The organism is Streptomyces sp. NPDC021622 (assembly GCF_040640795.1).
Lineage (GTDB): Bacteria > Actinomycetota > Actinomycetes > Streptomycetales > Streptomycetaceae > Streptomyces.
Genome location: NZ_JBFACK010000022.1, coordinates 83,612 through 107,453, shown reverse-complemented (window position 1 = coordinate 107,453; position 23,842 = coordinate 83,612). Strand labels below are relative to the sequence as shown.

At 71.4% G+C, this 23,842-nt stretch carries 22 protein-coding genes and 1 pseudogene; 14 read left to right on the top strand and 9 right to left on the bottom strand.

Annotated features, from left to right (window positions below; genetic code table 11):
• Positions 1-66 precede the first annotated feature (66 nt).
• The 4 genes from AB0G47_RS35120 to AB0G47_RS35105 all read left to right on the top strand — a co-directional run bounded on the left by AB0G47_RS35120 (position 67) and on the right by AB0G47_RS35105 (position 4,685).
• Positions 67-498, top strand: coding sequence for a DUF6643 family protein (locus tag AB0G47_RS35120; protein WP_266869493.1), 432 nt, complete (start codon positions 67-69; stop codon positions 496-498).
• Between the two features lie 46 nt (positions 499-544).
• Entirely contained in the window at positions 545-1,369 is an 825-nt protein-coding gene (locus AB0G47_RS35115; RefSeq protein ID WP_360778252.1) for an MOSC N-terminal beta barrel domain-containing protein, read from the top strand.
• Between the two features lie 142 nt (positions 1,370-1,511).
• On the top strand, positions 1,512-2,117 hold the full coding sequence (locus AB0G47_RS35110) for a hypothetical protein (RefSeq protein WP_360778250.1): 606 nt from the start codon (positions 1,512-1,514) through the stop codon (positions 2,115-2,117).
• A 153-nt stretch (positions 2,118-2,270) separates the two neighbouring features.
• Positions 2,271-4,685, top strand: a complete 2,415-nt coding sequence (locus tag AB0G47_RS35105) for a right-handed parallel beta-helix repeat-containing protein (RefSeq protein WP_360778247.1) — start codon at positions 2,271-2,273, stop codon at positions 4,683-4,685.
• Here the strand turns inward: AB0G47_RS35105 and AB0G47_RS35100 are convergent.
• The gene (locus AB0G47_RS35100; protein ID WP_360778243.1) at positions 4,645-6,972 is read right to left on the bottom strand and encodes a hypothetical protein; all 2,328 of its coding nucleotides are present in this window, start codon (positions 6,970-6,972) and stop codon (positions 4,645-4,647) included. The two genes, AB0G47_RS35105 and AB0G47_RS35100, sit on opposite strands and share 41 nt — an antisense overlap.
• 355 nt (positions 6,973-7,327) lie before the next feature.
• On the opposite strand from AB0G47_RS35100, the gene AB0G47_RS35095 reads away from it, so the two are divergent.
• Entirely contained in the window at positions 7,328-8,179 is an 852-nt protein-coding gene (locus AB0G47_RS35095) for a DeoR/GlpR family DNA-binding transcription regulator (protein ID WP_360778240.1), read from the top strand.
• A 64-nt stretch (positions 8,180-8,243) separates the two neighbouring features.
• Positions 8,244-8,723, top strand: a complete 480-nt coding sequence (locus AB0G47_RS35090) for an SRPBCC family protein (RefSeq protein ID WP_360778237.1) — start codon at positions 8,244-8,246, stop codon at positions 8,721-8,723.
• 80 nt (positions 8,724-8,803) lie between these two features.
• Here the strand turns inward: AB0G47_RS35090 and AB0G47_RS35085 are convergent, their stop codons facing one another.
• On the bottom strand, positions 8,804-9,898 hold the full coding sequence (locus tag AB0G47_RS35085; RefSeq protein ID WP_360778407.1) for a PLP-dependent cysteine synthase family protein: 1,095 nt from the start codon (positions 9,896-9,898) through the stop codon (positions 8,804-8,806).
• Between the two features lie 327 nt (positions 9,899-10,225).
• On the opposite strand from AB0G47_RS35085, the gene AB0G47_RS35080 reads away from it, so the two are divergent.
• Entirely contained in the window at positions 10,226-10,555 is a 330-nt protein-coding gene (locus AB0G47_RS35080) for a hypothetical protein (protein WP_266869486.1), read from the top strand.
• 201 nt (positions 10,556-10,756) lie between these two features.
• Positions 10,757-11,290 carry an ATP-binding protein gene (locus AB0G47_RS35075; RefSeq protein ID WP_360778232.1) on the top strand — a complete coding sequence of 178 codons (534 nt, stop codon included), beginning with the start codon at positions 10,757-10,759 and terminating at the stop codon, positions 11,288-11,290.
• A 38-nt stretch (positions 11,291-11,328) separates the two neighbouring features.
• Here AB0G47_RS35075 and AB0G47_RS35070 read toward each other — a convergent pair whose 3' ends face one another.
• The 3 genes from AB0G47_RS35070 to AB0G47_RS35060 are packed head-to-tail and all read right to left on the bottom strand — an operon-like array spanning position 11,329 to position 15,001.
• The gene (locus AB0G47_RS35070; RefSeq protein WP_360778404.1) at positions 11,329-13,887 is read right to left on the bottom strand and encodes an FtsX-like permease family protein; all 2,559 of its coding nucleotides are present in this window, start codon (positions 13,885-13,887) and stop codon (positions 11,329-11,331) included.
• A gap of 5 nt (positions 13,888-13,892) precedes the next feature.
• A complete protein-coding gene (locus AB0G47_RS35065) occupies positions 13,893-14,705 on the bottom strand; it encodes an ABC transporter ATP-binding protein (RefSeq protein ID WP_266869483.1) in 813 nt (270 codons plus the stop codon).
• Positions 14,702-15,001 (bottom strand): SHOCT domain-containing protein, encoded by a 300-nt coding sequence (locus AB0G47_RS35060; RefSeq protein ID WP_360778229.1) that lies wholly within the window; start codon positions 14,999-15,001, stop codon positions 14,702-14,704. Before AB0G47_RS35060 ends, AB0G47_RS35065 begins: the two co-directional genes overlap by 4 nt.
• Before the next feature lie 230 nt (positions 15,002-15,231).
• Between AB0G47_RS35060 and AB0G47_RS35055 the strand changes: the two genes are divergently transcribed.
• The 3 genes from AB0G47_RS35055 to AB0G47_RS35045 are packed head-to-tail and all read left to right on the top strand — an operon-like array spanning position 15,232 to position 17,305.
• On the top strand, positions 15,232-15,810 hold the full coding sequence (locus AB0G47_RS35055) for a TetR/AcrR family transcriptional regulator (RefSeq protein ID WP_360778226.1): 579 nt from the start codon (positions 15,232-15,234) through the stop codon (positions 15,808-15,810).
• A 2-nt stretch (positions 15,811-15,812) separates the two neighbouring features.
• Positions 15,813-16,397: a DUF4865 family protein gene (locus AB0G47_RS35050; RefSeq protein ID WP_360778223.1), complete on the top strand. Its 585-nt coding sequence runs from the start codon at positions 15,813-15,815 to the stop codon at positions 16,395-16,397.
• Positions 16,394-17,305 carry a phosphotriesterase gene (locus tag AB0G47_RS35045; RefSeq protein WP_360778401.1) on the top strand — a complete coding sequence of 304 codons (912 nt, stop codon included), beginning with the start codon at positions 16,394-16,396 and terminating at the stop codon, positions 17,303-17,305. The genes AB0G47_RS35050 and AB0G47_RS35045 overlap by 4 nt, the downstream gene beginning before the upstream one ends.
• A 9-nt stretch (positions 17,306-17,314) precedes the next feature.
• Here AB0G47_RS35045 and AB0G47_RS35040 read toward each other — a convergent pair whose 3' ends face one another.
• From AB0G47_RS35040 to AB0G47_RS35030, 3 genes are all read right to left on the bottom strand, one after another.
• Positions 17,315-18,064, bottom strand: coding sequence for a dienelactone hydrolase family protein (locus tag AB0G47_RS35040; protein ID WP_360778220.1), 750 nt, complete (start codon positions 18,062-18,064; stop codon positions 17,315-17,317).
• A 203-nt stretch (positions 18,065-18,267) separates the two neighbouring features.
• Positions 18,268-18,873, bottom strand: a complete 606-nt coding sequence (locus AB0G47_RS35035; protein ID WP_360778217.1) for a DUF4352 domain-containing protein — start codon at positions 18,871-18,873, stop codon at positions 18,268-18,270.
• 136 nt (positions 18,874-19,009) lie between these two features.
• Positions 19,010-19,837 (bottom strand): alpha/beta hydrolase, encoded by an 828-nt coding sequence (locus tag AB0G47_RS35030; protein WP_360778215.1) that lies wholly within the window; start codon positions 19,835-19,837, stop codon positions 19,010-19,012.
• Between the two features lie 140 nt (positions 19,838-19,977).
• Here AB0G47_RS35030 and AB0G47_RS35025 point away from each other — a divergent pair, with 140 nt between their 5' ends.
• The gene (locus AB0G47_RS35025; protein ID WP_360778212.1) at positions 19,978-20,574 is read left to right on the top strand and encodes a TetR/AcrR family transcriptional regulator; all 597 of its coding nucleotides are present in this window, start codon (positions 19,978-19,980) and stop codon (positions 20,572-20,574) included.
• Between the two features lie 154 nt (positions 20,575-20,728).
• Positions 20,729-21,928 (top strand): MFS transporter, encoded by a 1,200-nt coding sequence (locus AB0G47_RS35020; protein ID WP_360778209.1) that lies wholly within the window; start codon positions 20,729-20,731, stop codon positions 21,926-21,928.
• Here AB0G47_RS35020 and AB0G47_RS35015 read toward each other — a convergent pair.
• Positions 21,925-23,157 (bottom strand): ROK family protein, encoded by a 1,233-nt coding sequence (locus AB0G47_RS35015; protein ID WP_360778207.1) that lies wholly within the window; start codon positions 23,155-23,157, stop codon positions 21,925-21,927. The two genes, AB0G47_RS35020 and AB0G47_RS35015, sit on opposite strands and share 4 nt — an antisense overlap.
• A gap of 200 nt (positions 23,158-23,357) precedes the next feature.
• Between AB0G47_RS35015 and AB0G47_RS35010 the strand changes: the two are divergent.
• Positions 23,358-23,738: pseudogene (locus tag AB0G47_RS35010) on the top strand (MFS transporter); the annotation flags it as partial.
• Positions 23,739-23,842: the final 104 nt, after the last annotated feature.

The window sequence follows — 23,842 nt, the reverse complement described above, 5'->3', positions numbered from 1 at the left end:
CGACACGTAAAACAACCCTCTTATCGGTCTCCCCAACCAGCACATCAAGGGCTTAACTTATGTCTCATGACCTCCCCCCGCTCCACCTATGGCGGCGGTTACTACTCCGCGCCGTCCTTCCCGGACACTCCGATCTACGACTCGCTTGTCGCCGAGCGGGGCACTCCGCAGATCGCCCCGATCCGGGTTTCCCCTGCGTACGACACGGGCAGTCACCTGCCCGCGCTTCCGGCCGCCCCGCTGCCCGCGCTGCCGGCCGCCCCTTCCCATCACAACCCCGCGTACGGCTACGCGGCGGCCCCGCAGCCCGCTCCGCTGCAGCAGGCCCCCGCCCCGTACATCCCGCAGCAGCCTTCGGCGCCGCGCGGCTACCCGGGACCCCAGCAATATCAGCGCCCCCCGGCCGGGACGGGCTACGAGGCGATGCGCCCGGCGGCGCCCCGCCCCGCGCCCGCGACGTACGAGGATCCGTACAACCGCCCCTACCGCGGCTACTGAATCGCCCGCATGCGTCCCTGTCAGTGGCTGCTGGCAGGATGGCCGCATGCCGAATCCAGCGCTGCACTCGATCCACTTCTACCCGCTCAAGGCGGTCGGGGGACACGCTCCGCGTGAGGCCGTCGTCGAGCCCTGGGGGCTCGCGGGTGACCGGCGGTGGGTCCTGGTGGACAGCGACGGACGGATCGTCACGCAACGGCCGCATCCGCGCCTGGCGTTGGCCGCCGCCGAGCTCCGGCCCGGCGGCGGCATACGCATGTCCGCGCCCGGCCAGGAGCCGTTGACGGTCGCCGTGCCGCCGGCCGGCGCGACCGTCACGGTGGAGATCTGGGGCGACAAGGTCGAGGGAATTCCCGCCGACGCGGCGGCGCACGCCTGGTTCAGCGCCTATCTGGACGTGGACGTGCGGCTCGTCCATCTCGACGACCCCGCGACGCGGCGCCCCATCGATCCGCAGTACGCCAAGGAGGGCGAGACCGTCACGTTCGCCGACGGCTATCCGCTGCTCCTGACCACGCTCTCCTCGCTCGACGCCCTGAACTCGCTGATCGCCCAGGGCGATCACTCCGACGAGGGACCGCTTCCCATGAACCGCTTCCGGCCGAATGTGGTCGTGGACGGGACCGCCCCCTGGGCCGAGGACGACTGGTCGCGCGTCGCGATCGGCGATGTCACCTTCCGGGTCGCCAAGAAGTGCGGGCGCTGCGTCGTGACCACCACCGACCAGCGGACCTCGGAGCGCGGCAAGGAGCCGCTGCGCACTCTCGCCAAGCACCGCCGCTTCGGAGACCAGCTGGTATTCGGACAGAATCTGGTGCCCGAGTCCACTGGTACCGTCCGGATCGGCGACCCTTTCACGGTCCTCGGTTGAACGTCCCCGGCGAGGGGAACTCGGAGGCGAGGCGCGGACGTTGAGCGTCGATGAGAAGGGTGATTTCGCTCTCTCTTCTCGCCACCGACGCGTGAGCCGTGCCGTTCGCGGTTAAGACGGACGCGGAAGGGGGTGCAGGACTGTGCGAGCACTCGTCGGACTCTGGCGCTGGCGGCACAATCCGCTGCGCCGGAAGACCGACCTCGTGGAGGCGTGGGTGGCCCTCGCCGCCCTCCTGCTCATCGCCGTCGCCGCGCCGGTGACCGGCACCGTCGTCGGCGGCCTCGCGCGCGAAGCCCTGCTGCAGTCGGTCCGGGAACAGCACGAGGCCCGGCACGCGATTTCCGCCACCGTGGTCGAGAAGGTCTCGGGACCCCCGGTCGACCCCGATCCCGAGACCTCGTCCGCCCGCGACAGACACAGCCGTGTGCTCGCCGACTGGACGGCTCCCGACGGCACCGCGCGCTCCGGCACCGTGGTCGCCGCCCTCGAGTCCCCGGGCCCCGGGGACCGGTTCCGGATCTGGACGGACGAGCACGGCCAGGTCGTCGGCCGGCCGTTGGACGGCGCGACCGCGGCCACGCACGCCGCGTTGGCCGGATTCGGTGCCGCCGCGGCGGTCGTCGGCATCGTCGAGGGCGCCCGGCGGATCGTCGTCTGGCGGATGGTGCGGCGGCGTTACGACCGCTGGGACCAGGCCTGGGACAAGGCGGGCCCGGACTGGGGACGCACCGGCACCGGATCCTGAGCCGGTGAGGGACCGGCGATGACCAGGTGAGAGCCTGGCCATCGGGTCAACTCGCCCCCGCCGCGCGCGCTACGGTGGACCGGCCGAACTCTTCGGCTCCTTGCGCGAGGTCGTGAGGTCCCGCGTACGACGAGGTGGGGGCAGAGCAACTCCATGGCACAGGGCACGGTCCAGGTGACGCACACCGGCACGTCGCGGTGGCGGCGCCGCACGGGCGAGTACGCATCGCTCGCCGCCGCCTTGGAGGCCGCGACCGACGGGGACGTCCTCACCGTCGCACCCGGCACCTACCGCGAGAACCTCGTCGTGCAGCGCGCGGTGACGCTGCGCGGCCCCGAGAACTCCCCCGGCTCCGTCCGCATCGCACCCTCCGACGGCGTGCCGCTCACGGTCCGTTCGTCCGCCGTGGTGCAGGACCTGCACATCGAGGGCCAGGACTCGGCGGCGCCCGCGCTGCTCGTCGAGGACGGAGCGCCCGAACTCGTCGACGTACGCGTGGTGACGCGCTCGGCCTCCGGGATAGAGGTGCGCGGCGGCGCGCGCCCGACGGTGCGCCGCTGCACGGTCGACAACCCCGGCGGCATCGGCATCGCCGTACTCGACGGCGGAGGCGGTGTCTTCGAGGAGTGCGAGGTCGTATCGGCCGGCCAGTCGGGCATCGCCGTGCGCGGCGGCGCGCACCCCCGTCTGGAGCGCTGCCGGGTGCATCACGCATCGGGCGCCGGGCTCTCGGCGACCGGCGAGCACACCGGACTTGAGGCGATCGGCTGCGAGGTGTACGAGGTCAAGGGCGCCGGTGTGCAGATCACCGGCCGGGCCACGGCGCACCTCACGGACTGCGACGTGCACCGCACGACGTCGGACGGCGTCACGCTCGACACGGACGCCGTTCTGACGCTCGCCGACTGCCGGATCCACGACATCCCCGAGAACGCGATCGATCTGCGCTCCCGCTCGGTGCTGACCCTGACGCGGTCCACGGTGCGGCGGTTCGGGCGCAACGGCCTTTCGGTGTGGGACCCGGGCACGCGCGTGGACGCCAACCAGTGCGAGATCCACGACAGTACGGGCGACTATCCGGCGGTCTGGGTCAGCGACGGCGCGACCGTCGTCCTGGAGTCCTGCCGGGTGCACGACGTGCCGGACGCACTGTTCGTCCTGGACCGCGGCTCGCGCGCCGACGTCGTCGACAGCGATCTCTCACAAGTGCGCAACACCGCCGTGTCGGTGAGCGACGGCGCCACCGCGCAGTTGGACGACTGCCGCATCCGCGAGGCCGCAACCGGCGCGTGGTTCCGCGACCACGGCAGCGGCGGCACGCTGGCCAACTGCACCGTCGACGGCGTCCAGACGGGCGTCATCGTCACCAAGGGCGCCGACCCCACCATCGAGCGCTGCACGGTCACTTCGCCCGCCGAGGCGGGCTTCTACGTGTCGGCGGGCGCCCGCGGCAGCCTGTACGGCTGCCGGGTGACCGACAGCGGCGGCTTCGGCTTCCATGTGATCGACGGCTGTCGTACGACGCTGAAGAAGTGCCGTACGGAGCGGTGCGGACGCGGCGGCTTCGAGTTCTCCGAGGACGGGCCGATCGTCGAGGACTGCACCAGCGACGAGAGCGGCGGCCCGCGGACCACCGCGCGGGATTCCGCGCCGGCCGTCCAGACGGCCACGCAGTCCGTGGGTCTGCTCGGCGCGGTCCCCGGGCAGCGCACCACGAAGCAGGAGCCCGAGCAGAGCGCCCTCCCCGAGCAGCCGTCCCGCACATCCAAGGCCGTGCTCGGTGAACTGGACGCGCTGGTGGGCCTGGACAGCGTCAAGCGCGAGGTGCGCGCCCTCACGGACATGATCGAGGTCGGGCGGCGCAGGCAGCAGGCGGGGCTCAAGGCCGCGTCCGTCCGCCGCCACCTGGTCTTCACCGGCTCGCCCGGCACCGGCAAGACGACGGTGGCGCGGCTGTACGGCGAGATCCTGGCCTCGCTCGGCGTCCTGGAGAGCGGGCATCTCGTCGAGGTGTCGCGCGTCGACCTGGTCGGTGAGCACATCGGGTCTACGGCGATCCGCACCCAGGAGGCCTTCGACCGGGCGCGCGGGGGCGTGCTGTTCATCGACGAGGCGTACGCGCTCTCGCCCGAGGACTCCGGGCGCGACTTCGGCCGCGAGGCCATCGACACGCTCGTGAAGCTGATGGAGGACCACCGGGAGGCGGTAGTGGTGATCGTCGCGGGCTACACGGCGGAGATGAAGCGTTTTCTTTCCGTGAACCCCGGTGTGGCGTCCCGCTTCTCACGGACCATCACCTTCAGCGACTACGCCCCCGAGGAACTCCTTCGGATCGTCGAGCAGCAGGCCGACGAGCACGAGTACCGCCTCGACTCGGGCACCGGCGAGGCCCTCCTGAAGTACTTCACCGCCCTCCCCAAGGGCCCCGCCTTCGGCAACGGCCGCACCGCGCGCCAGACCTTCGAGGCGATGGTGGAGCGGCACGCGGGGCGCGTCGCCCAGTTCGACGAGCCGAGCACGGACGACCTCACCCTGCTGTATCCGGAGGATCTGCCGGAGCTGCCGTGACCTGCGGACCCGGCCGCTGGCCGGGGACGCCCGACTTGAGCCGGGCAAGGAGGCGGGCCCTCTCCTCGGCGAACGCCGGGTCGGCCTGGTAGTCGGAGTGGCCCAGGATCGGTGCGGGCAGCGGGTGTTCCTCGGTACGTCCGTAGGCCAGGGGGTCCTTGAGGGCGTCGCGGTCGACCTGCGGTCCTTCGTCCTCGGGGGGCACCCGGACGGGGCCGCCGATCGGGTCGGTGGTGCGGTGCAGATTGCGCCAGCAGTCGACCTCGCGGTGCAGGGAGCTCAGCGCGGCAGGACCGAAGTGGGCCGGGAACCACCGTCCGTAGAGGCGCTCCAGGGGCGAGCCGTACGTGAGCAGAGCGACCCGTTTGCGTACGGATGGCCACAGCTGCCAGGCGGCGGCCGCGGCCAGGACGCTGCCCTGCGAGTGCCCGGAGATGACGAGCCTGCCGCCCTCGGCGCGCGTCTGGCGGGTCCAGGTGTGCATCCGCCAGGTGAGGTCGGGCACGGCGCGCTCGGCGTAGCAGGGGGGCGCGAAGGGATGGGCGGCGCGCGGCCAGAACGTACCGACGTCCCAGAGGATGCCGATGGTCCGGCGGGCAGACGGGTCGCGGTAGGCGCGGCGGCCCCAGGTCACGAAGAGTATGAAGCCGAGGCCGATCAGCCAGGAGCCGAGCGACTGGGAGGTCTGCGCGGCCCCTTCGAAGAAGGCCGGAAGACCCTGGGCGGCCTCCCCCGGTACCTCTTCTGTCAGCCAGGCTCCGACGAGCGCGGCGGCGCCGAGGAACAGGGTCACGGCCGATGTGATGCCGACGATCCGCGGCGCCCGGTCGGTGAGGGAGGCACGCGCGCGCGTGCTCGCGATGCGGCGGGTGCGTGCCGCGTCCTCCCGTTCGTCCGCGTAGTCGTCGGTCACCTTCACCGTCTCGCGGCGCTTGAGCCGTACGGTGCGCGCCCCCAGCCAGCCGCAGAGCACCGCGACGACCACCAGAAGGGGCGGGATCACGGACGCCTGCCAGGTCAGCAGGACGGGCGGGCCGTCGATCGTGCCGCCGGCGCCGGGCTGCCCCGATCCGTCGAGCCAGTCGGCGACACGCTGGGCACCGCCGCCGGACATCACTCCGCCGAGCGCGCAGGCCAGCATGGCGACGGCGGGGCCGCCGAAGCCGCGGATCGCGGTGCGGGAGTCGGGGGCCGTGCCGTACAGGATGTGGGCGACCACGGCGAGGGCGACGACGAGGATCCCCTGGACCAGGGCGATGCCGCCGAAGGTCGCGTCGCCGGGCAGCCGGCCCTGGGAGGTCCACTCGGGGCGTGACCAGCCCGCGTACACGAGAGTCAGGGCGAGCAGGCTGAGCGCGCCGAGCGGCAGGCGGCGGATCAGCTTCTCGTCGAGGTGCCGGTCGAGCTTGTTCTCGCTGCGGCCCCTGCGGCACACCACCCACACCACGAGGCCCGCCCCCAGGACGAGCGTGCCGTCGAGGGTCCAGCCCAGGATGTCGAGCAGCGCGGGGCCGCCGCCCCGCCGGTCGTGGCGTGCGGCCGACGTGCCCACCGCGGCGGCCACCGTGAGGAAGCCCGCGGCCGTGTGCGCGGCGCGCAGCCGGGCCACGAGGCGGCGCCCGTACCAGAAGCCGGGCCTGCCGAGCGCGGTCCGGCCGGGGTCCTCCTCCGGGTCCCGCTGGTGGGGCAGCGGCGTCTGGGACTCGTACGCGCTCCAAGTGCGGTGCGAGAGATACCAGAGCAGGGCGGTCAGGGCGATCGGCACGACGGCGGCGAGCGCGAGGCGCCGCCCCGGCTGGGACCACCAGCCGCCGTGCCCCGAGGCGTCGGTCGCGAGGAAGCCGAGCCAGGAGCGGCCTTCGGCGCACTCGGGCGTGCCCGCGCACTGCCAGGCCGTCAGGTCGATGGCGACCTCGCAGGCTGCGGCGACGAGCAGCACGGTGAGGGTGAGTCCGGTCAGGCGCACCAGGAGGCCGTAGGTGCGGACGGTCTTCTTCCTGCGCCGCGAGGTGGGGCGCATCCAGTGCGCGAGGTTGACCACCATGAAGGGCAGCAGCAGGAGCCACAGGGCCCGTGAGCCGTTGCCCGAGGTCAGGTTGCACCATACGTACGCCTCGGGGACCGGCTTGCCCCGGTAGTCGTCCGGGCGTTGCTCCGCGTCCGCGTCCTCGGTGCGGCGGAAGACCGCCGCCGTCTCGTCGCCGGAGACCCGCACGGTCCTGGGGTCGCCCAGCATCTCTTCCGGTGTGGTGCCCCCGACTCCGTGGACGAGGAGTTCGAGAGCCATGTCTTCTGTTGCCGGGACTTCTGTTGCCGGGACTTCTGTTGCCGGGACTTCTGTTGTCGAGTCTTCCGTCGCAGAGTCGTCTGTTGTCGAGTCTTCTGTTGTCGAGCGCTCCACTGTTCTGCATCCCCCGTTGCACATGGTCAGTGTCGATGCGCGTGGTCAGGACACCAGGATCTCGGCTCGTCGCCCCGTGCGCAGCCCCCGTCACGTAATCTCCCCGTTCCGGGTGAGCGCGGCCGGTCGGGCGGTGGGCAGGCTGTCGTCGGCACATGCGAGGATGAGGCGGCGCGGAGGATGAGAACAGCGCATTCGACGGGCGCGACAGATGTGACGAGGCAGAAGGGCCAGACCTGACGTGAGTGAGAATCAGAACCTCCTCGCGGAGCAGCGCCGCGCCCTGATCCTCGACGAGGTACGACGCCGGGGCGGGGTCCGGGTCAATGAACTGACGCGGAAGCTCGGCGTGTCGGACATGACGGTCCGCCGCGATCTCGACGCACTGGCCCGCCAGGGCGTCCTGGAGAAGGTGCACGGCGGCGCGGTCCCGGTGGCCGAGGCGAGCACGCACGAGCCGGGGTTCGAGGCCAAGTCGGGCCTTGAGCTGACCGCCAAGGAGGACATCGCGCGCACCGCGGCGTCCCTGGTGGCCCCGGGCACCGCGATCGCGCTCTCCGGAGGCACGACGACGTACGCGCTGGCGCACCATCTCCTGGACGTGCCGGACCTGACGGTGGTGACGAACTCGGTGCGGGTCGCGGATGTCTTCCACTCCGCGCAGCGCACCTCGGGCCAGCGCCAGGGCGCGGCCACCGTGGTCCTCACGGGCGGGGTGCGCACCCCGTCGGACTCGCTGGTGGGTCCGGTCGCCGACCAGGCGATCGGGGCGCTGCACTTCGATGTGCTCTTCCTGGGTGTGCACGGCATATCGGCCGAGGCCGGTCTGTCCACGCCCAACCTCGCGGAGGCGGAGACCAACCGGCGTCTGGTGCAGTCGGCGCGGCGCGTCATCGTGGTCGCCGACCACACCAAGTGGGGCACGGTGGGCCTCAGTTCGTTCGCGACGCTGGCGCAGGTCGACACGCTGGTGACGGACGCCGGGCTGCCCGCGGAGGCTCGGGCGGAGATCTCCGACCATCTGCGGCGCCTGGTGATCACGGGCGAGGCCGAGGAGCCCGAGGAGGGCGGCGGGTACGCCGCAGACATCTGACGGCGCATCAGCTATGGTGCCGGTGCCCGGTCAACCACCCGATTCCGCTTGGGGGCTGAGTTCGATGGCACGCCGACTGAGGCCCGTGGGGCTCGAGTTCGCCGAGTCCGCGCCGCTGCGTCTGGTCTTCGCGCGTGAGGTGGCCGCCGCCCCCGATGCGGTGTACAGCGCCCTCGCCGACGACGTGACGGGCTGGCCCGAGTGGTTCACCGCGGTCACCCTGTGCCGCCCCACCGACGGCGGGGCTGGCCGCGAGGTCCGGCTCAAGGGCGGCACGCGCTTCCGGGAGACGATCGTGGCGGCCGAGCCGGCGCAGCGGTACGCCTACCGGGTCGACGAGACGAACGCGCCGGGGCTGCGCGCCCTCCTGGAGGAGTGGCAGCTCACCCCGGCCGGCACCGGCACCCGCGTGCAGTGGACCTTCGCCGCGGACGGCGCGGCTCCCTTCCGCTTCGCCATGAAGCTGGGCAGGGCGGGCATGGGCCGCGCCTTCCGCGACGCCGTGACGGCCCTGGACCGGCGCTTGGCGGCGGCGAACGCCTGAGCCCCCGAAGGGGGCGCGGGGAACTGCGCGACCAGCCACACGCGACCTGCAGACGAAGCACCGCTCTTCCCGCGGAGCGCTCAGCCCCAGGTCCCGGTAGCAAGCAGCGACTTGATGGCGGCCGCGTACGGCGTGATGTCCAGCCCCTGTTCGGCCAGCCACGCGTCCGAGTAGTACTTGTCCAGATAGCGGTCACCCGGGTCGCAGATGAGCGTGACGACACTGCCCGTGCGTCCCGCCGCCACCATCTCGGCGACGATCTTCAGGGAGCTCCACAGGCCGGTGCCGGTCGAGCCGCCCGCCTTGCGGCCGATCGCCTGCTCCAGGGCGCGCACGGCGGCGACGCTCGCCGCGTCCGGCACCTTCATCATGCGGTCGATCGCGCCGGGCACGAAGCTCGGCTCCATGCGCGGCCTGCCGATGCCTTCGATGCGGGAGCCGCAGTCGCTGGTGGCGTCCGGGTCGTGGTGGGTCCAGCCGTCGAAGAAACAGGAGTTCTCGGGGTCGGCGACGCACAGCCGGGTGTCGTGCTGCATGTAGTGGACGTAGCGGGCGATGGTCGCCGAGGTGCCGCCGGTGCCCGCCGTGGCGACGATCCACGCGGGCTCCGGATAGCGCTCCAGCCTCATCTGCTGGTAGATCGACTCGGCGATGTTGTTGTTGCCGCGCCAGTCGGTGGCCCGCTCGGCGTAGGTGAACTGGTCCATGTAGTGGCCGCCGGTCTCGACGGCGAGGGCGGCCGACTCGGCGTACATCGTGCGCGAGTCGTCCACGAAGTGGCACTGGCCGCCGTGGAACTCGATCAGTCGGCACTTCTCGGCGCTGGTCGTGCGCGGCATCACCGCGATGAAGGGCACCCCGATCAGCTTCGCGAAGTACGCCTCGGAGACGGCCGTCGAGCCGCTGGACGCCTCGATGACCGGGCGCCCTGGCCTGATCCAGCCGTTGCAGAGGCCGTACAGGAAGAGGGAGCGGGCCAGGCGGTGCTTGAGGCTGCCGGTCGGGTGGGTCGACTCGTCCTTCAAGTACAGGTCGATGCCCCACTGTTCCGGCAGCGGGAAGCGCAACAGGTGGGTGTCGGCCGAGCGGTTGGCATCGGCCTGGACCTTGCGCACGGCCTCTTTGAGCCAGGCGCGGTACTCCGCGTCGCTGCGGTCGACGTCGAGCGTGGCCATCGGCTCGTCGGCTCGATCCTGTTGTGTGGTGCTCACCGCGCGGCTCCTCCGGGTCGGGCCGGCCACGCTCACAGCCGGCCGGACACCTCGATCATAAGCACCTTCCGCACGCTTCTCACCTGCATAAACACACCTTTGAGCACCTCAAAGGCACACCTGGCGCAGTTACTGGACGCGCATGCGGGGCACACTGGAGGCAGGATGTTCCGGCCTGTGCCGGCGTCTTCATACGCACTGGTGCTCGACGCCGGGTGCGTGCAGACTGCACCGCACGGGACGGCGGTCCCGTACGGAGCGACACACCGAGGCGCAAGGGGGCGGAACGTCATGGCGGAGCCGGAGTTCACGGCCACAGGCGTACGGATCGGGCGGCGGCTGCGCTCCCTCACCCGGGCCGGCCAAGTCCGCATCAGCGACGGCAGGTTCGAGCTGCTGACCAGTTACGGCAGGGAGATCGACAGCGCCCCCGTGCAGACGGTGCGCGCGGGCAAACCGTGGTTCGCCGCGGACGACCGGGCACTGGCCGAACTGAACGGCACGCGCTACCGGCTCACGCTCGCCGACCACGATCCGGCGCCCGGCACGGCGGGTCCGCCGACGGTGCGCAAGTTCATCGACGCGGTGCGCAGGGCCTCAGGCCGTCAGCCCCGGGACTGAGCGGGGCCGGAGCGCGCGCAGGGCAGGGTGCGAGTTGCACGCCCGCACCCCCTGAGTCACTCTGGTCTCACATCACTCTGGGTTTACCGGCGATGACGCTGCGAACCAGCCCGCCGGCCACACAGCAGGCGGCAGACCACGCGGCCGCTGCTGGATCCGATCGTCGTCTTCTTCCGGACCGTAATTCGGGGAGTCGCAGCCGTGATCAGCCAGCCAAGCAGGTATTGCACGGTGGAGCTACAAGCTCTGCCCGCGCGGATCGGCCAGGTCCGCAGAATCGTATCGGCGCAGTTGCGCTACTGGCATCTCGATCCCTTGATAGACAAGGCCGCGCTCGGTGTGACCGAGCTGCTTACCAACGTGCACCGGCACGCACAGCCGGACAAGGTGTGCACCGTGGAGATCGAGCTGCTGCTCGACCGCCTCACGGTCTCCGTGCACGACCACGACCCCCGCCTCCCCGAGGTGAACGACGCCGAGCCGTTCGAGACCTGCGGACGTGGCCTCGCCATGGTCGCCGCGGTCAGCGAGAGCTGGGGCGTACGCCCGCACGGCGAGACGGGCAAGGTCGTCTGGTTCACCCTTCCGGCCCCGTCCCAGGCGGCCGCGCTGCCCACGTACCCGGTGTACGGGGCGGCCACGGCGGGCCCGTTCGCGGACCTGGACACCGGCGCGCCGGATGTCCTGGCCGACGCGCCCGGACATGCTCCCGCCCGGTCGGCCGTTGTCGGCTGACCGGGCGGTGACAGGCCCCGCGTCCGTGACGGCGTACGTCACTCGGTGGCGATGGCACGCAGCACGTCCAGGCGTGCGGCCCGCCGCGCCGGACGCAGGCCCGCGAGGGCTCCCGCCGCCAGGCCCACCAGGGCGACCACCACGAGCTGCACCGGCGGCACCGCGAACGCGAAGGCACTGCTCGTCGCGCCGTCCGAGGCCTTGACGAGCACCCAGCCGAGGAAGCCGCCGAGCGCCAGGCCGCCTGCCGTGCCGAAGGCGGCAACGAGCACCGACTCCCAGCGGACCATGGCCCGCAGCTGCGCCCTCGTCTGCCCCACGGCACGCAACAGACCGAGCTCGCGGGTACGTTCATGGATCGCGAGGGTCAGCGTGTTGGCGATGCCGAGCAGGGCGATGAGGACCGCGAGCGCGAGCAGGGCGTAGACCAGCGTGAGCATCATGTCGATGCCGCCGGCCGCGGACTGCGCGTACTCACCCCGGGTCTGCACGTCCGGATTGCCGTACTCCTGGGCGGTCTTGGAGACCGCGGCCTCGCCGTCGCTCGCACTCACGCCGTCCTTGAAGGTGACGGAGACGAGACTGTCGGCGTCCTGCATGCGGTGCGGCGCCCAGGCCTCACGGGTGATGACGTAGTCCCCCGCGAGCTCCGACTGTCCGAACAGCGCGCGGACGGTGAAGGTGGCCTTCTTGCCGTCGGCGAAGGCGAGTTCCGCCTTGGAGCCGACCTTGAGGTCCTGCTTCTTTGCCTCGGCGCGATTGATCGCGATGCCGTTGGTGCCGAGGTCCAGCGAGCCCTCGATCTTGCCGAGGTCGAAGGACTTGGCGAAGGGGCCGGGGTCCGTGACGGTCAGGGCGCGCCCTTCCCCGTCGACCTCCGCCGCGCCCTTGCCCAGGCCGACGGCGGTCTCCACCTCCGGCTGCTCGGCGAGCGCGGGGGCCAGCTTGGGGCTGAGTCCGCTGCCGCCCGCTCCGAAGCCGGGAGTGCTGATGGCGAGGTCGCCCGCGAAGGAGCGGTTCACCGTCTGGTCCATGGTCGCCTTCAGCGAGGCGCCGAAGACCGTGAAGAGCGAGACGACGGCGACGCCGATCATCAGCGCGCTCGCGGTGGCGGCGGTCCGCTTGGGGCTGCGCAGGGCGTTGCGCCGGGCGAGCCCGCCGGTGACGCCGCGCAGCCGGTCCAGGGGCCCGCCGAGAATGCGTACCGCCCGCGAGGAAGCGACGGGTCCGAGGACCACGAACGCGGCGAGCGCGAGGACCGCCCCGGCCCCTGCCAGCCACACGGACGGGCTGACGAGGACGCCGAAGAGGGACAGGCCGACGGCGACGAGCGCAAGGCCCGTGCCGGCGACGGCGCGTCCCCGCGAGGCCCCGGAGTGGTCGACGGCCGTCTCGCGCAGCGCGGCCAGGGGTGCGGTGCGACCGGCGCGGACGGCGGGCAGCAGGGCGGAGCCCAGGCAGACCACGATGCCGACGGCCAGGGGCAGCAGCATCGACAGGCCGCTGATCACCAAGTCGCCCTCGGGGAAGGGGAATCCGATGGCCGGGAAGAGCACCTGGAGGCCGGCCGCGATGCCGATGCCGCCCGCGAGGCCCGCCACCGACGCCACGACGGCGACCGCGCTCGCCTCCACGAGGGTGGATGCGGTGACCTGGCGGCGCGAGGCGCCGAGCGCGCGAAGCAGCGCGTTCTCGCGGGTGCGCTGGGCGACGACGATCGCGAAGGTGTTGTGGATGCTGAAGGTGGCGACAAGGAGGGCGACGCCGGAGAAGACGAGCAGGAAGCTGGTGAAGAGCGTCAGGAACTGGCCGGAGATGTTGTCGGTGTTCTCCGCCGCCGACGCCTCACCGGTGATCGCCTCAACTCCCTTGGGGAGTACGGGACTCAGCGCGTCGACGAGTTCCTGCTCGCTCACGCCGGGTCCGGCCCGCACCTGGATGGACGCCGCCTCGCCGGGCTTCGGCGTGAGGTACTTCTCGGCATCGGCCTGCGTCATGCCGGTGAAGGTGGTCTGCGCCATGCCGTCCTCGCCACCGAAGGTCGCGAGGCCCACGATCGTCACTTTGACGGGGTCGGGGGTGCGCAGCGTGGTCGTGTCGCCGATCTTCAGGTCGCCGGACTCGGCGGCACCGCGGTTGACGACGACCTCGCCGGACCTGGCGGGGGCGCGGCCGTCGGCCAGCTGATAGGCGTTCAGCTTGTCGTCCGCGATCCAGTTGCCTGCGAGGGTCGGCGGGCCTTCACCGCCGATGGGCTCGCGGTCCTTGCCCAGGAGCTGGCCCGCGCCCTGAATGCTGGGCGCGGCGGCAGCGACGCCGTCGGTCTGCTCGATCTTCTCGACGAGCGAGGTCTTGACGGGCTGCCGGGTGCCCTGGCTGTCGTCGGGGGTGGTGATGGTGCCGGCACTGCGGACCACGGCGTCGGTGCCGCTGGTCGCGTTGCCGAACATGGTGTCGAAGCTGCCGCGCAGGGTGTCGCCCATGACGAGCGTGCCCGCCAGGAAGGCGACACCGAGCATGACCGCGAGGAACGTACCCGCGAAGCGCCGCTTGTGGCCGCGCAGCGAGGACAGGCTGATGCGCGCGGACGCGCTCAGGGAACTCATGACGGCGCCCCCTCGGTACCGGGTGCGGACGAGGTCTTCGTGGTCTTCGTGGTCTTCGTGTCGAAGGCCTTGAGGCGGTCGAGGACCTTGTCCGCGGTCGGGGCCGCCATCCGGTCCACGAGCCGGCCGTCGGCCAGGAAGACGACCTCGTCGGCGTGGGCCGCGGCCACCGGGTCGTGGGTGACCATGACGACGGTGCGCTCCATCTGGCGTACGGCGCGGCCGAGCAGGCGCAGGACCTCCTCGCCGGAGCGCGAGTCGAGGTTGCCGGTGGGTTCGTCGGCGAAGACGACGTCGGGCTGCCCGGCGAACGCCCGTGCCACGGCGACGCGTTGCTGCTGTCCGCCGGAGAGTTCGGCGGGCCGGTGGTGCAGTCGGTCGCGCAGGCCGACGACGTCGATGAGGGCGTCGGTCCACTCCTGTCCGCCGCGCCGTCCCGCCAGGTCCATCGGGAGCGTGATGTTCTCGGCGACGGTCAGCGTCGGCACCAGGTTGAAGGCCTGGAAGACGAAGCCGATGCGGTCGCGGCGCAGCAGCGTCAGACGCCGGTCGTCCAGGGCGCCGAGATCGGTGTCGCCGATGTGGGCGGTGCCCGACGTGAGGGTGTCGAGGCCCGCGGCGCAGTGCATCAGGGTGGACTTGCCGGAGCCCGACGGGCCCATGATCGCGGTGAAGCGTCCTGCCGGGAAGCCGACGCTCACCCCGTCCAGGGCCCGTACGGCCGTGTCACCGCTGCCGTAGACCTTGACGGCCTCGGTGACGCGGGCCGCGTCGAGCGTGGCGGTGCGCTGTCCGGTTGCGGTGCTCATGCCGCACCGCCCTTGGAGGTGCGGCCGAACTCCTCGTTCAGGACGGAGAGCCGCCGCCAGTACTCGTCCTCGTCGATCTCACCGGACGCGAAGCGCCGGCCGAGCACGGCGATGGGCGACTTCTCGTCGACGCGTACGTTCCCGTCGCCGACGTCACGCGTCCACGGTGCGCGGCGGCCGCGCCACACGGTGCGGCGCAGCAGGGTGATGCCGCCGATGACGACGGCCGCCCAGATGAGCGGGAAGAACAGGATCCACGGGCCGGGCCCGCCGTCGAAGTGAGCCAGGGTCTGCATGGTGTCCATCTCCTCGGAAGCGAGTTCGCGATGTCCGCGCGATGCGGTTCGCGACGTCTGTGCGATGCGGTTCGCGATGTCTGTGCGGTGTCTGTGCGATGTATCGAGATTCGCTCTCCGAGGCGGTCCGAGTCGTCGTACGGCCAGCGGCAGCTCGCGTACCACGCGGGGAGTACGAGCGGCCGTCGGCGCTGCTCCCGGAGGAAGTCTGGACCTCTGTACCTACTAGTATGTACAGTGCGTTCATGAGCACTCCGGAGCGCCTGATCGAGTCCACCCGCGAGCTGCTGTGGGAGCGCGGCTACGTCGGCACGAGCCCCAAGGCCATCCAGCAGCACGCCGGGGCCGGGCAGGGCAGCATGTACCACCACTTCGCCGGGAAGCCCGACCTCGCGCTCGCCGCGATCCGGCGTACGGCCGAGGAGCTGCGCGCTGCCGCCGACGCGGTCCTGGGCGGCGAGGGATCGGCGTACGGGCGCATCGAGGCGTATCTGCTGCGCGAGCGCGACGTGCTGCGGGGCTGCCCGGTCGGGCGGTTGACGATGGATCCCGACGTCATCGCGAGCGACGAGCTGCGCGCGCCGGTCACCGAGACGCTCGACTGGCTGCGGGGGCGTCTTGCCGGAATCGTCGAAGAGGGCCAGGAGCAGGGCGAGTTCGCGGCCTCGCTCGATCCGCGGGAGATCGCGGCGGCGGTCGTCGCGACGGTCCAGGGCGGCTATGTGCTGGCCCGCGCCGACGGCTCGCCCGCGGCCTTCGACACCGGCGTACGGGGCCTGCTCTCCCTCCTGCGGACAAGGACCCGTTGACCATGCATGCGATGCAGTACGAGATCACGCTGCCGGCCGACTACGACATGGGGATCATCCGCGACCGCGTGGCCACCAAGGGGCACCTCCTGGACGACTGTCCGGGCCTCGGCGCCAAGGCGTACCTGGTCCGCGAGCGCGGTGTCGACGACTCCCCCGTGAACCAGTACGCGCCGTTCTACCTGTGGAACACCCCCGAGGGCATGAACTCCTTCCTCTGGGGCCCCGGATTCCAGGGCATCATCGACGACTTCGGCCGCCCCGAGGTGCAGCACTGGACGGGTCTGGCCTTCGCGGAGGGGATCGCGTCCACCGCTCCCGCCCGCGCCGCGATACGCCGCCGGATGCGGATCCCCGACCGCACTCCCCTGGGCCCCCTGGCCGCCGAACTCGCCCACGAGGCCGAGCGGTTGGCCCGCCAGGACGGGAACATCTACGCGGCCGTGTCCATCGATCCACGCACCTGGGAGGCACTGCACTTCTCCGTCTGGGACCACGAATCCCCCAAAGGGGTGGGCGATGTGTTCCAGGTGCTGCACCTGTCGGCACCCGAGCGGGACCTGCTTCGCCGGGGCCGGCAGTGGTGAGCACGGTCCGCACGGTCCTCGGAGACGTCGCCCCCGAGTCGCTCGGCATCTGCGACGCCCACGACCACCTCTACCTGACCAGCCCTCAACTTCCCGGCCAGGAGCTCGACTCGACCGCTGAAGCGGCGCGCGAACTCGAGGCGTTCCGGGCGGCCGGCGGCGGGAGCCTCGTCCAGTGGACTCCGTACGGCATGGGGCGGCACGCCGGAGACCTGCCCGAGCTGTCCCGCACGACGGGAGTACAGGTCGTCGCCGCGACGGGACTGCACCAAGCGGCGCACTACGCACCGGAGTTGCTCGCCCGACTGCGCGCCGCCGGCCTCGGCGCCCTGTTCATACGGGAACTGACACAGGGCATCGGTGACACGGGCGTGCGCGCCGGGCTCATCAAGGTCGCGGGCGGCTTCCACGGCCTGGACGCGCACGCCCGCTGGACCATGGAAGCCGCGGCCGAGGCCCACCGGGTGACGGGTGCGCCCATCGCCGTCCACCTGGAACTCGGCACCGGCGCCCTGGACGTACTCGACGTGCTGTGCGGGGAGTTGGGCGTCCCGCCCGGCCGGGTGCTCCTCGGCCATCTGAACCGCTCCCCCGACCTCACCGTCCACCGGGAGGCCGCGAAGGCAGGCGCGCGTCTCGCCTTCGACGGCCCCTCCCGCGCCCACCACGCCACGGACTGGCGGATGCCGGACGCCGTACGCGCCCTGGCCGATGCCGGGTTCGCCGATCAGCTGCTCCTGGGCGGCGACACGACGACGGCGGGGGCGCGGTCGGTCAACGGCGGACCGGGGATGCCGAATCTGCTGCGCCGGGTACGTCCACGCCTCCAACTAGCGGCAGGAGAAGGCGTGGTGGAGCGGATCCTGACGACGAACCCGGCGCGTGCGTTCGCTGCGGAGTGGACGTAACGGCAGCCCTCAGCCCTTGGTCAGGGTGCGCTCGAGGAGGGGGAGCAGGCGGTCCCAGTGGCGCTGCAGTGCGGCGGCGCTGAAGGCGTCGGTGTCGGACATGGTGAAGCCGTGGAGAGTGTCGGGGTATGTCTCGGTGGTGTAGTCGACGCCTGCGGCGTCCAAGGCCCCGTTGAGGTCACTGAGGGCCTCGGGCGACAAGTCGTTCACGGCGAGGCCGATGTGGACTTCCGCGGTGAGCTCGGAGAGCAGGCGGTGCGGGCTGTCGGGCGCGTCGGTGACCAGGAAGCCGGGGTGGAATCCGGCGACGGCGGCCACCTGGTCGGGGTGCGCCGCCGCGGTGCGCATCGCCAGGCCGGCGCCCATGCAGTAGCCGATCGTGGCGACCGGTCCGGCACTGACCTCTGGCTGGGCGGTGAGGAACCTGAGGTAGGCGTCGGCGTCACTCAGGGCACGTTCGGTGGTGTGCGCCTCGATCAAGGGCATCAACTGGGCGAAGATCGCCGGGCGTTCGTCGTCGCCGATGTGCTCGGGAAGCTCGATCACCGGTGTCGGGCCCTGCCGGTAGTAGAGGTTGGGGACGAGTACGTAGTACCCGTGCCCGGCCAGCTCACGGGCCTTCTCCTCCAGCTCGGGCCGCAGACCGAAGGCGTCCATGTACAGCAGCACCCCCGGGTGCGGCTCGCCGTCGTCGGGGAAGGCGGCGAAGGCGTCGGCGTGACCGTCGGTGGTGGGTATGCGCAGGGTCTTGGTGGACAAGTTCTTCCCTTTCATGGGCTGGTGCCGGTGCACAGCCTCTATTGGGGCAGGGTTCGTGATCATTACCAGCTACGCCGGATGTCCGCATATTCCTCGATCCCGGTCTTCTTGCCCCTGGACCTGCCCGGCCGGTCCTGCGCGCGACCTGGCTGCCTGCGGGCGCACCTCGGCACCCGCAGGCGGCATCGGCACCGCCGACGGTGTCACCGGATCTGCCACTGCCCGGTGTCGTCGGCGAATCCCGAATCGGGTGTCCACTGCGCGCTGGTGATCGCGGAGTCCTCGGGGACCTCGAACACCAGCCAGCCGCGGGCGGTCTCGCCGGGCGGGAGTTTGACGACCGCGGCCATGGACGGTCCGGCCGTCACATCCGCGATGGTGGCCTGGAAGCGCTGCCCCGTCTTGTCGGCGACCTGCGCTCCGTTGATGGGGCTGTCCTCGTAGGCCTCGCCGCCCTTGTTGTCCAGCTTGAACAGCGCTGCGACCCACTTCTTGCCCGTGGCCGGTTCGAGGAACTGGCTGGAGGGTTTCGCCGGATCGACGAACTTCTCGACGGTCACGTCGAGCCGCGACCCGCCTTTCAGCCCCTTGAGCGCGAGGGTGTCACCGACCTTGGCCTTGCCCGAGCGCTCCGAGGAATCCTGCGGCTCGTCCGCGGCCGGCTTCTTGGACTTCGAACCGGACGTGACGTCCGCCGACTTCGGCTTCGACTTGGACTTCGGCTCGGTGACGACATCGCCACCACCGCAGGCCGTCGCGGCGCCTAGAGCCAGTACAGAGAGGACGGTGGCTGCGATGAGACGACGCATCGAGGCCTCCTCGGAAGTGCCAGTGGGAGGAGGCTCATCGTGAACCCGCACCGGAGGACGGGGAGGACCCCGTGCGTACATCGTGCGCGAATCGGTACGGGAATGCCTCCGGCATGTGACCCTCCGCTGCTCTCACTCAGCCGACCGCCCGCCCGAAGTCCGCCTCCAGATGCGCAAGCAGCCGCGCCGGCGCGTCCTCCTGGACGGTGTGGCCCGCGCCGTCCAGCCAGATCAGCCCGGCGTGCGGGATTCGCGCCCGCAGGAATGCGGCGAACTCCCCCGGCAGCAGGCGGTCTTCACGGCCCCAGATGATCCGGGTCGGCACGGACACCTCGCCGAGCAGGGGCTCGATCTCGTCCGTCTGGGACTGGGCGAACTGTCGGTACTGCCGGTAGAAGGCCGCCTGGCCCCGCGCGCCGCGCCATGGGGCGAGGTAGGCGTCCAGGACGCCGGGACCGTATCCGGTGTGCGTGGCGTGGCGCAGGTGGCTGGCCACCAACGCCTCATGGGCGTACCCCGGCAGCCGCTCGAAGACGTGCGCGTTGTCGCGGATGAGCTTGAAGTAGCCCGTCCCCCACGCGCCGCCGCCGACCGCGTCGACCAGCGTCAAGTCCCGGTACGCGGCGCCCTCCAGAAGCAGGGCCCGCAGCGCGACCGCTCCGCCCACGTCGTGCGCGACCACGCTGGGCCGCTCCAAGCCCCAGTGCGCGAGGAGCCTGGCGAAGTGCCTGCCCTGCGCTGCCAGGCCGACGTCCTGGCCGTCCCGCTGCTCCGACCGGCCGAAGCCCAGCAGGTCCCAGACGTAGACCTTGCGTGTGCGGGCCAGGACGGGGGCGATCTCGCGCCAGATGTACGACGAGAAGGGCGAGCCGTGCAGCAGGACGAGCGGGTCCCCTTCACCGAACGACGCCCACCTCACGTATCCGTCGGACGTCTCGAACTTGTCGGCCAGTTGCCAGGTCACCGGATGCCTCCCGCGCGTAGGGGTTCGTGCCGCACTGCCTCGTCCCGGATTCCGACGTTACCAGTACTCCTATTTAACTGGTAACGCAGTACCGATTGCTCGTATTGCACTGGCCGTTCCAAAACCTGTACGGTACCGACATGGCCCGACCGAGAACCTTCGACGAGGAACGGGCCCTGGACGCGGCGATGCGCGCCTTCTGGGCGAACGGCTACGAGGCCACCTCGACCCAGGATCTGTGCGACGCCACCGGCCTGGGCCGCAGCAGCATCTACAACACCTTCAGTAGCAAGCACGACCTGTTCCAACGGGCCCTGGCCCGCTACATGGACACCATGACCGCCACCCAGATCGAGATCATGACGGACACGGAACGCTCACCGATGGAGCGCATCCGCACCCTGTTCGCGCGGATCGTCGACTCCGAGTTCGAGTGCCGCGAGGGCGGGCACAGCATCGGCTGCCTGACCGTCAACACGACCGTCGAACTCGCGGGGCGCGACCCCGCGGCCGCCGAACTGCTCGCACGCGACCTCTCGGTACGCCTGGCCGCCTTCCAGGACACCATCCGCGCCGGACAGAGCAGCGGCGACATCACATCGCCGCGGGACGCGGCCGACCTGGCTCGCTTCCTGAACGCCGTCATCGGCGGCATGCGGGTCGCCGCGCAGGGCGGCGCCGACCGGGCCGCCCTGGAGGCCATCACGGAGACGGCGCTCGAAGCGCTGACCCGCTAGCACCAACCGGCTTTCCTTCGGCCCGACTTGGGCTTCCTCGCATTCCCTGTACGCCGTCGCGCGCTTTCGCACGCCCTGGACGCCCTCGCACGTTTTCGCACGCCTTTGTTTTGTACTGATCTATCCATAACCGAACTCCGACAGGAGCAGACCCATGCCCCGCGCCGTATACGTACTGGCCCTCGGCATCTTCGCCATGGTGACCAGCGAGTTCGTGGTCGCCGGACTGATGCCGCAGATGGCCGAAGGCCTCGACGCCACGATCCCGGAGATCGGCTACCTCATCACCGCCTTCGCCGCGGCGATGGCCATCGGCGGGCCCTTCCTCACCGTCGCCGTGCTGAAGATGCGTCAGAAGTCGGCGCTTGCCACCCTGTTCGCCGTCTTCCTGGCGGGCAACGTGCTCGCCGCCCTCGCCCCGGACTACCGCACCATGCTGGTGGCCCGCGTGATCACAGGGATCGCCTCACAGGCCTTCTTCGGCGTCTCCATCTCCCTCGCCGCGCGGCTCACCCGCCCCGAAGTGCGGGGCAGGGCCATCGCGGTGGCCCTCAACGGGCTGATGCTCGGCACCCTTCTCGGCCTCCCGCTCTCCACCGTCATCGGTGAACACCTGGGCTGGCGCGCCGCGTTCTGGGCAATCACAGGGCTGACCGTCCTCGCCGCGCTCGCCACCATCACCGGTGTGCCGCACATGGAACGAGCCGACGACGGCGGCGACCTCCGCCAGGAGCTGGGCGCCTTCCGGAACCCCCGGCTGTGGCTGACGCTCACCACCAGCACCTTCATCATCGGCGCGACGTTCTCCGCGTTCAGCTACCTCAACCCGATCCTCACGGAGGTCACCGGCTTTGCCACGGGGACCGTTCCGCTGCTGCTCATCGCGTACGGCGCGGCCACCGTCATCGGCAACACCGTCGTGGGCCGGTTCGCCGACAAGCACACCATCCCCGTCCTGCTCATCGGGCTGATACTCAACCTGGCGTTCCTCGTCGGCTTCGCTTCCTTCGCCCAACTCACCGTCCCTGCCGTGGTGTTCATGATGGGCATCGGTCTGGTCGGAGTCACCATGAACCCCGCCCTTGTGACCCGCGTCCAGCGCGTCGGCAACGCCCGGCCGCTGGTCAACACCGTCCACTCCTCGTTCATCACGCTCGGCATCATCATCGCGACGTCCGTGGGCGGGCCCGCCATCGATACGTTCGGACTGCGGGCGCCCCTGTGGATCGGCGCCGCCCTCGCCGCGCTCGGCCTCGTCAGCCTGCTGCCCGACCTGAAGCGGCGGCGGCAGCGAGAAGCGCCAACTGCCGCTGCCACGGCCGCAGTTGAGACGGCGGAACCCGCGAAGGTCTAGCCGAGCGCCCCGAGGGGGTCGTCGAGCACCGGCTGCCAGGCCAGCTCGGCGGCCCCCACCAGGCTGTTGTGGTCCAGGGTGCAGGCCAGGATCGGTACGCCACCACTGCGCCCCCACAGGCTGCGGTCGGCCACGACGGCGCGCAGCCGCTCGGGGTCGGCCTCAAGCAGGGCGCGGTGCAGGCCGCCGAGGATGATCCGGTCCGGGTTGAGGATGTTCACCAGGCCCGCGAGGCCCAGGCCCAGACGGTCGATCAGCTCTTCGGCCGCCGCGCGGACCGAGGGATCCGCGGCGGCGTCGCGGAGCAGACCGCGGGCCTGCAGGAGCAGCCCCTCCGGCCCGGGTTCACGGCCGGCGGCCATCAGGAAGGCCAGTGGGTCCGTCTCGACGTCCAGGCAGCCGCGGCTTCCGCAGTGGCAGGGGCGGCCCTCGGGGTTGACGGTGAGGTGGCCGACCTCCAGTGCCAGGCCCGAACTGCCGGTGTGCAGACGGCCGTCGAGGACGAGCGCGCCGCCGACGCCCCGGTGGCCGGTCGCCACGCACAGCAGATCGCGGGCGCCGCGCCCGGCGCCGTGCCGGTGCTCGGCGAGTGCGGCGAGGTTGACATCGTTGGCGGCGAACGCCGGTCCCGCGATCCCCGCGTCGCGTACGCAGTCGGCGAAGATCTGGCGGACCTGCGAACCCGCGGGCCACGCCAGGTGCAGCGGGTTGAGCGCGGTGCCCTCCGGCTCGGCGACGGCGGACGGCACCGCGAGGCCCGCCCCGACGCACCGCCGCCCGGTCTCCCGCAGCAGTTGGGCACCCGCGTCGATGACGGACCCGAGGACCTGCGCCGGGTCGGCGTCGATCGTCTCGCAGCCGGGTGCGGTGGCGACGATCCGGCCGCCGAGCCCGACGAGCGCCGCCCGGAAGCCGTCGGAGTGCACCTGCGCGGCGAGCGCCACCGGCCCGTCGTCCGCGATGGAAAGGCCGTGCGACGGCCGGCCCTGCGAGCCCGCGGGCGCGCTCGGCCGCGCGTCGATCCTGATCAGGCCGAGCGCCTCGAGCTCGGCGGCGACGGCGCCCGCCGTGGCGCGGGTGACGCCCAGCTCGGCCGTGAGCACGGCACGCGTCGGGGCCCGTCCGGTGTGGACGAGCTCAAGGGCGGGACCGAGCGCGCCGCGCCCTCGCTCCAGGCGCGTACGCGTGGACAGATCCCCCTCGGCACGGGGGGCAGCCTTGCCGTTCATGAGGGCGAGTCTCCCATGATCCGTACGCGGCCTCGCCGTCCAGTCGCCATCTGCCCTTCCCCTGCCATTCCCTGACGTCTCCGCCGGCATTGCCTGACTTCTCCGCCGCCCTCGCCTGGCACTTCCGACAGGAGGCGGCGGACACCGAACCCACAAGAACGACCTTGTACGCGACCGGGGTGCACCCCTACTCTGACTTTGTGCCGCTACTAAACAAAACCACGTCCGCAGCGTCGCGGGCCACTCCCCCGGACCTGCGCAGGCTCCGTGTCGCCCTCACCGTCTTCTTCGCGCTGGACGGCTTCATCTTCGCCGGATGGGTCGTCCGCATCCCCGCCATCAAGGACCAGACCGGCGCTTCGGCGAGCGACCTCGGGCTCGCACTCCTCGGAGTCTCGGCAGGCGCCGTCGTCACGATGACCCTGACCGGACGCCTCTGCCGCCGCTTCGGCAGCCATCCGGTGACGGTGGCCTGCGGAGTGCTGATGCCGCTCAGCGTCGCGCTGCCGCCGCTGACGCATTCGGCACTGGCGCTCGGCCTGGTGCTGCTGATCTTCGGGGCGGCATACGGCGGGATCAACAAGTGGCAGCCACTAAGACTTTTCCCGGTCGCTCACTGACTGAAGGGCTCTAGCCCCGGCGGTACGGGGCGGAGCCATGGCCGTTGCGACCTCGCGTGCGCAGC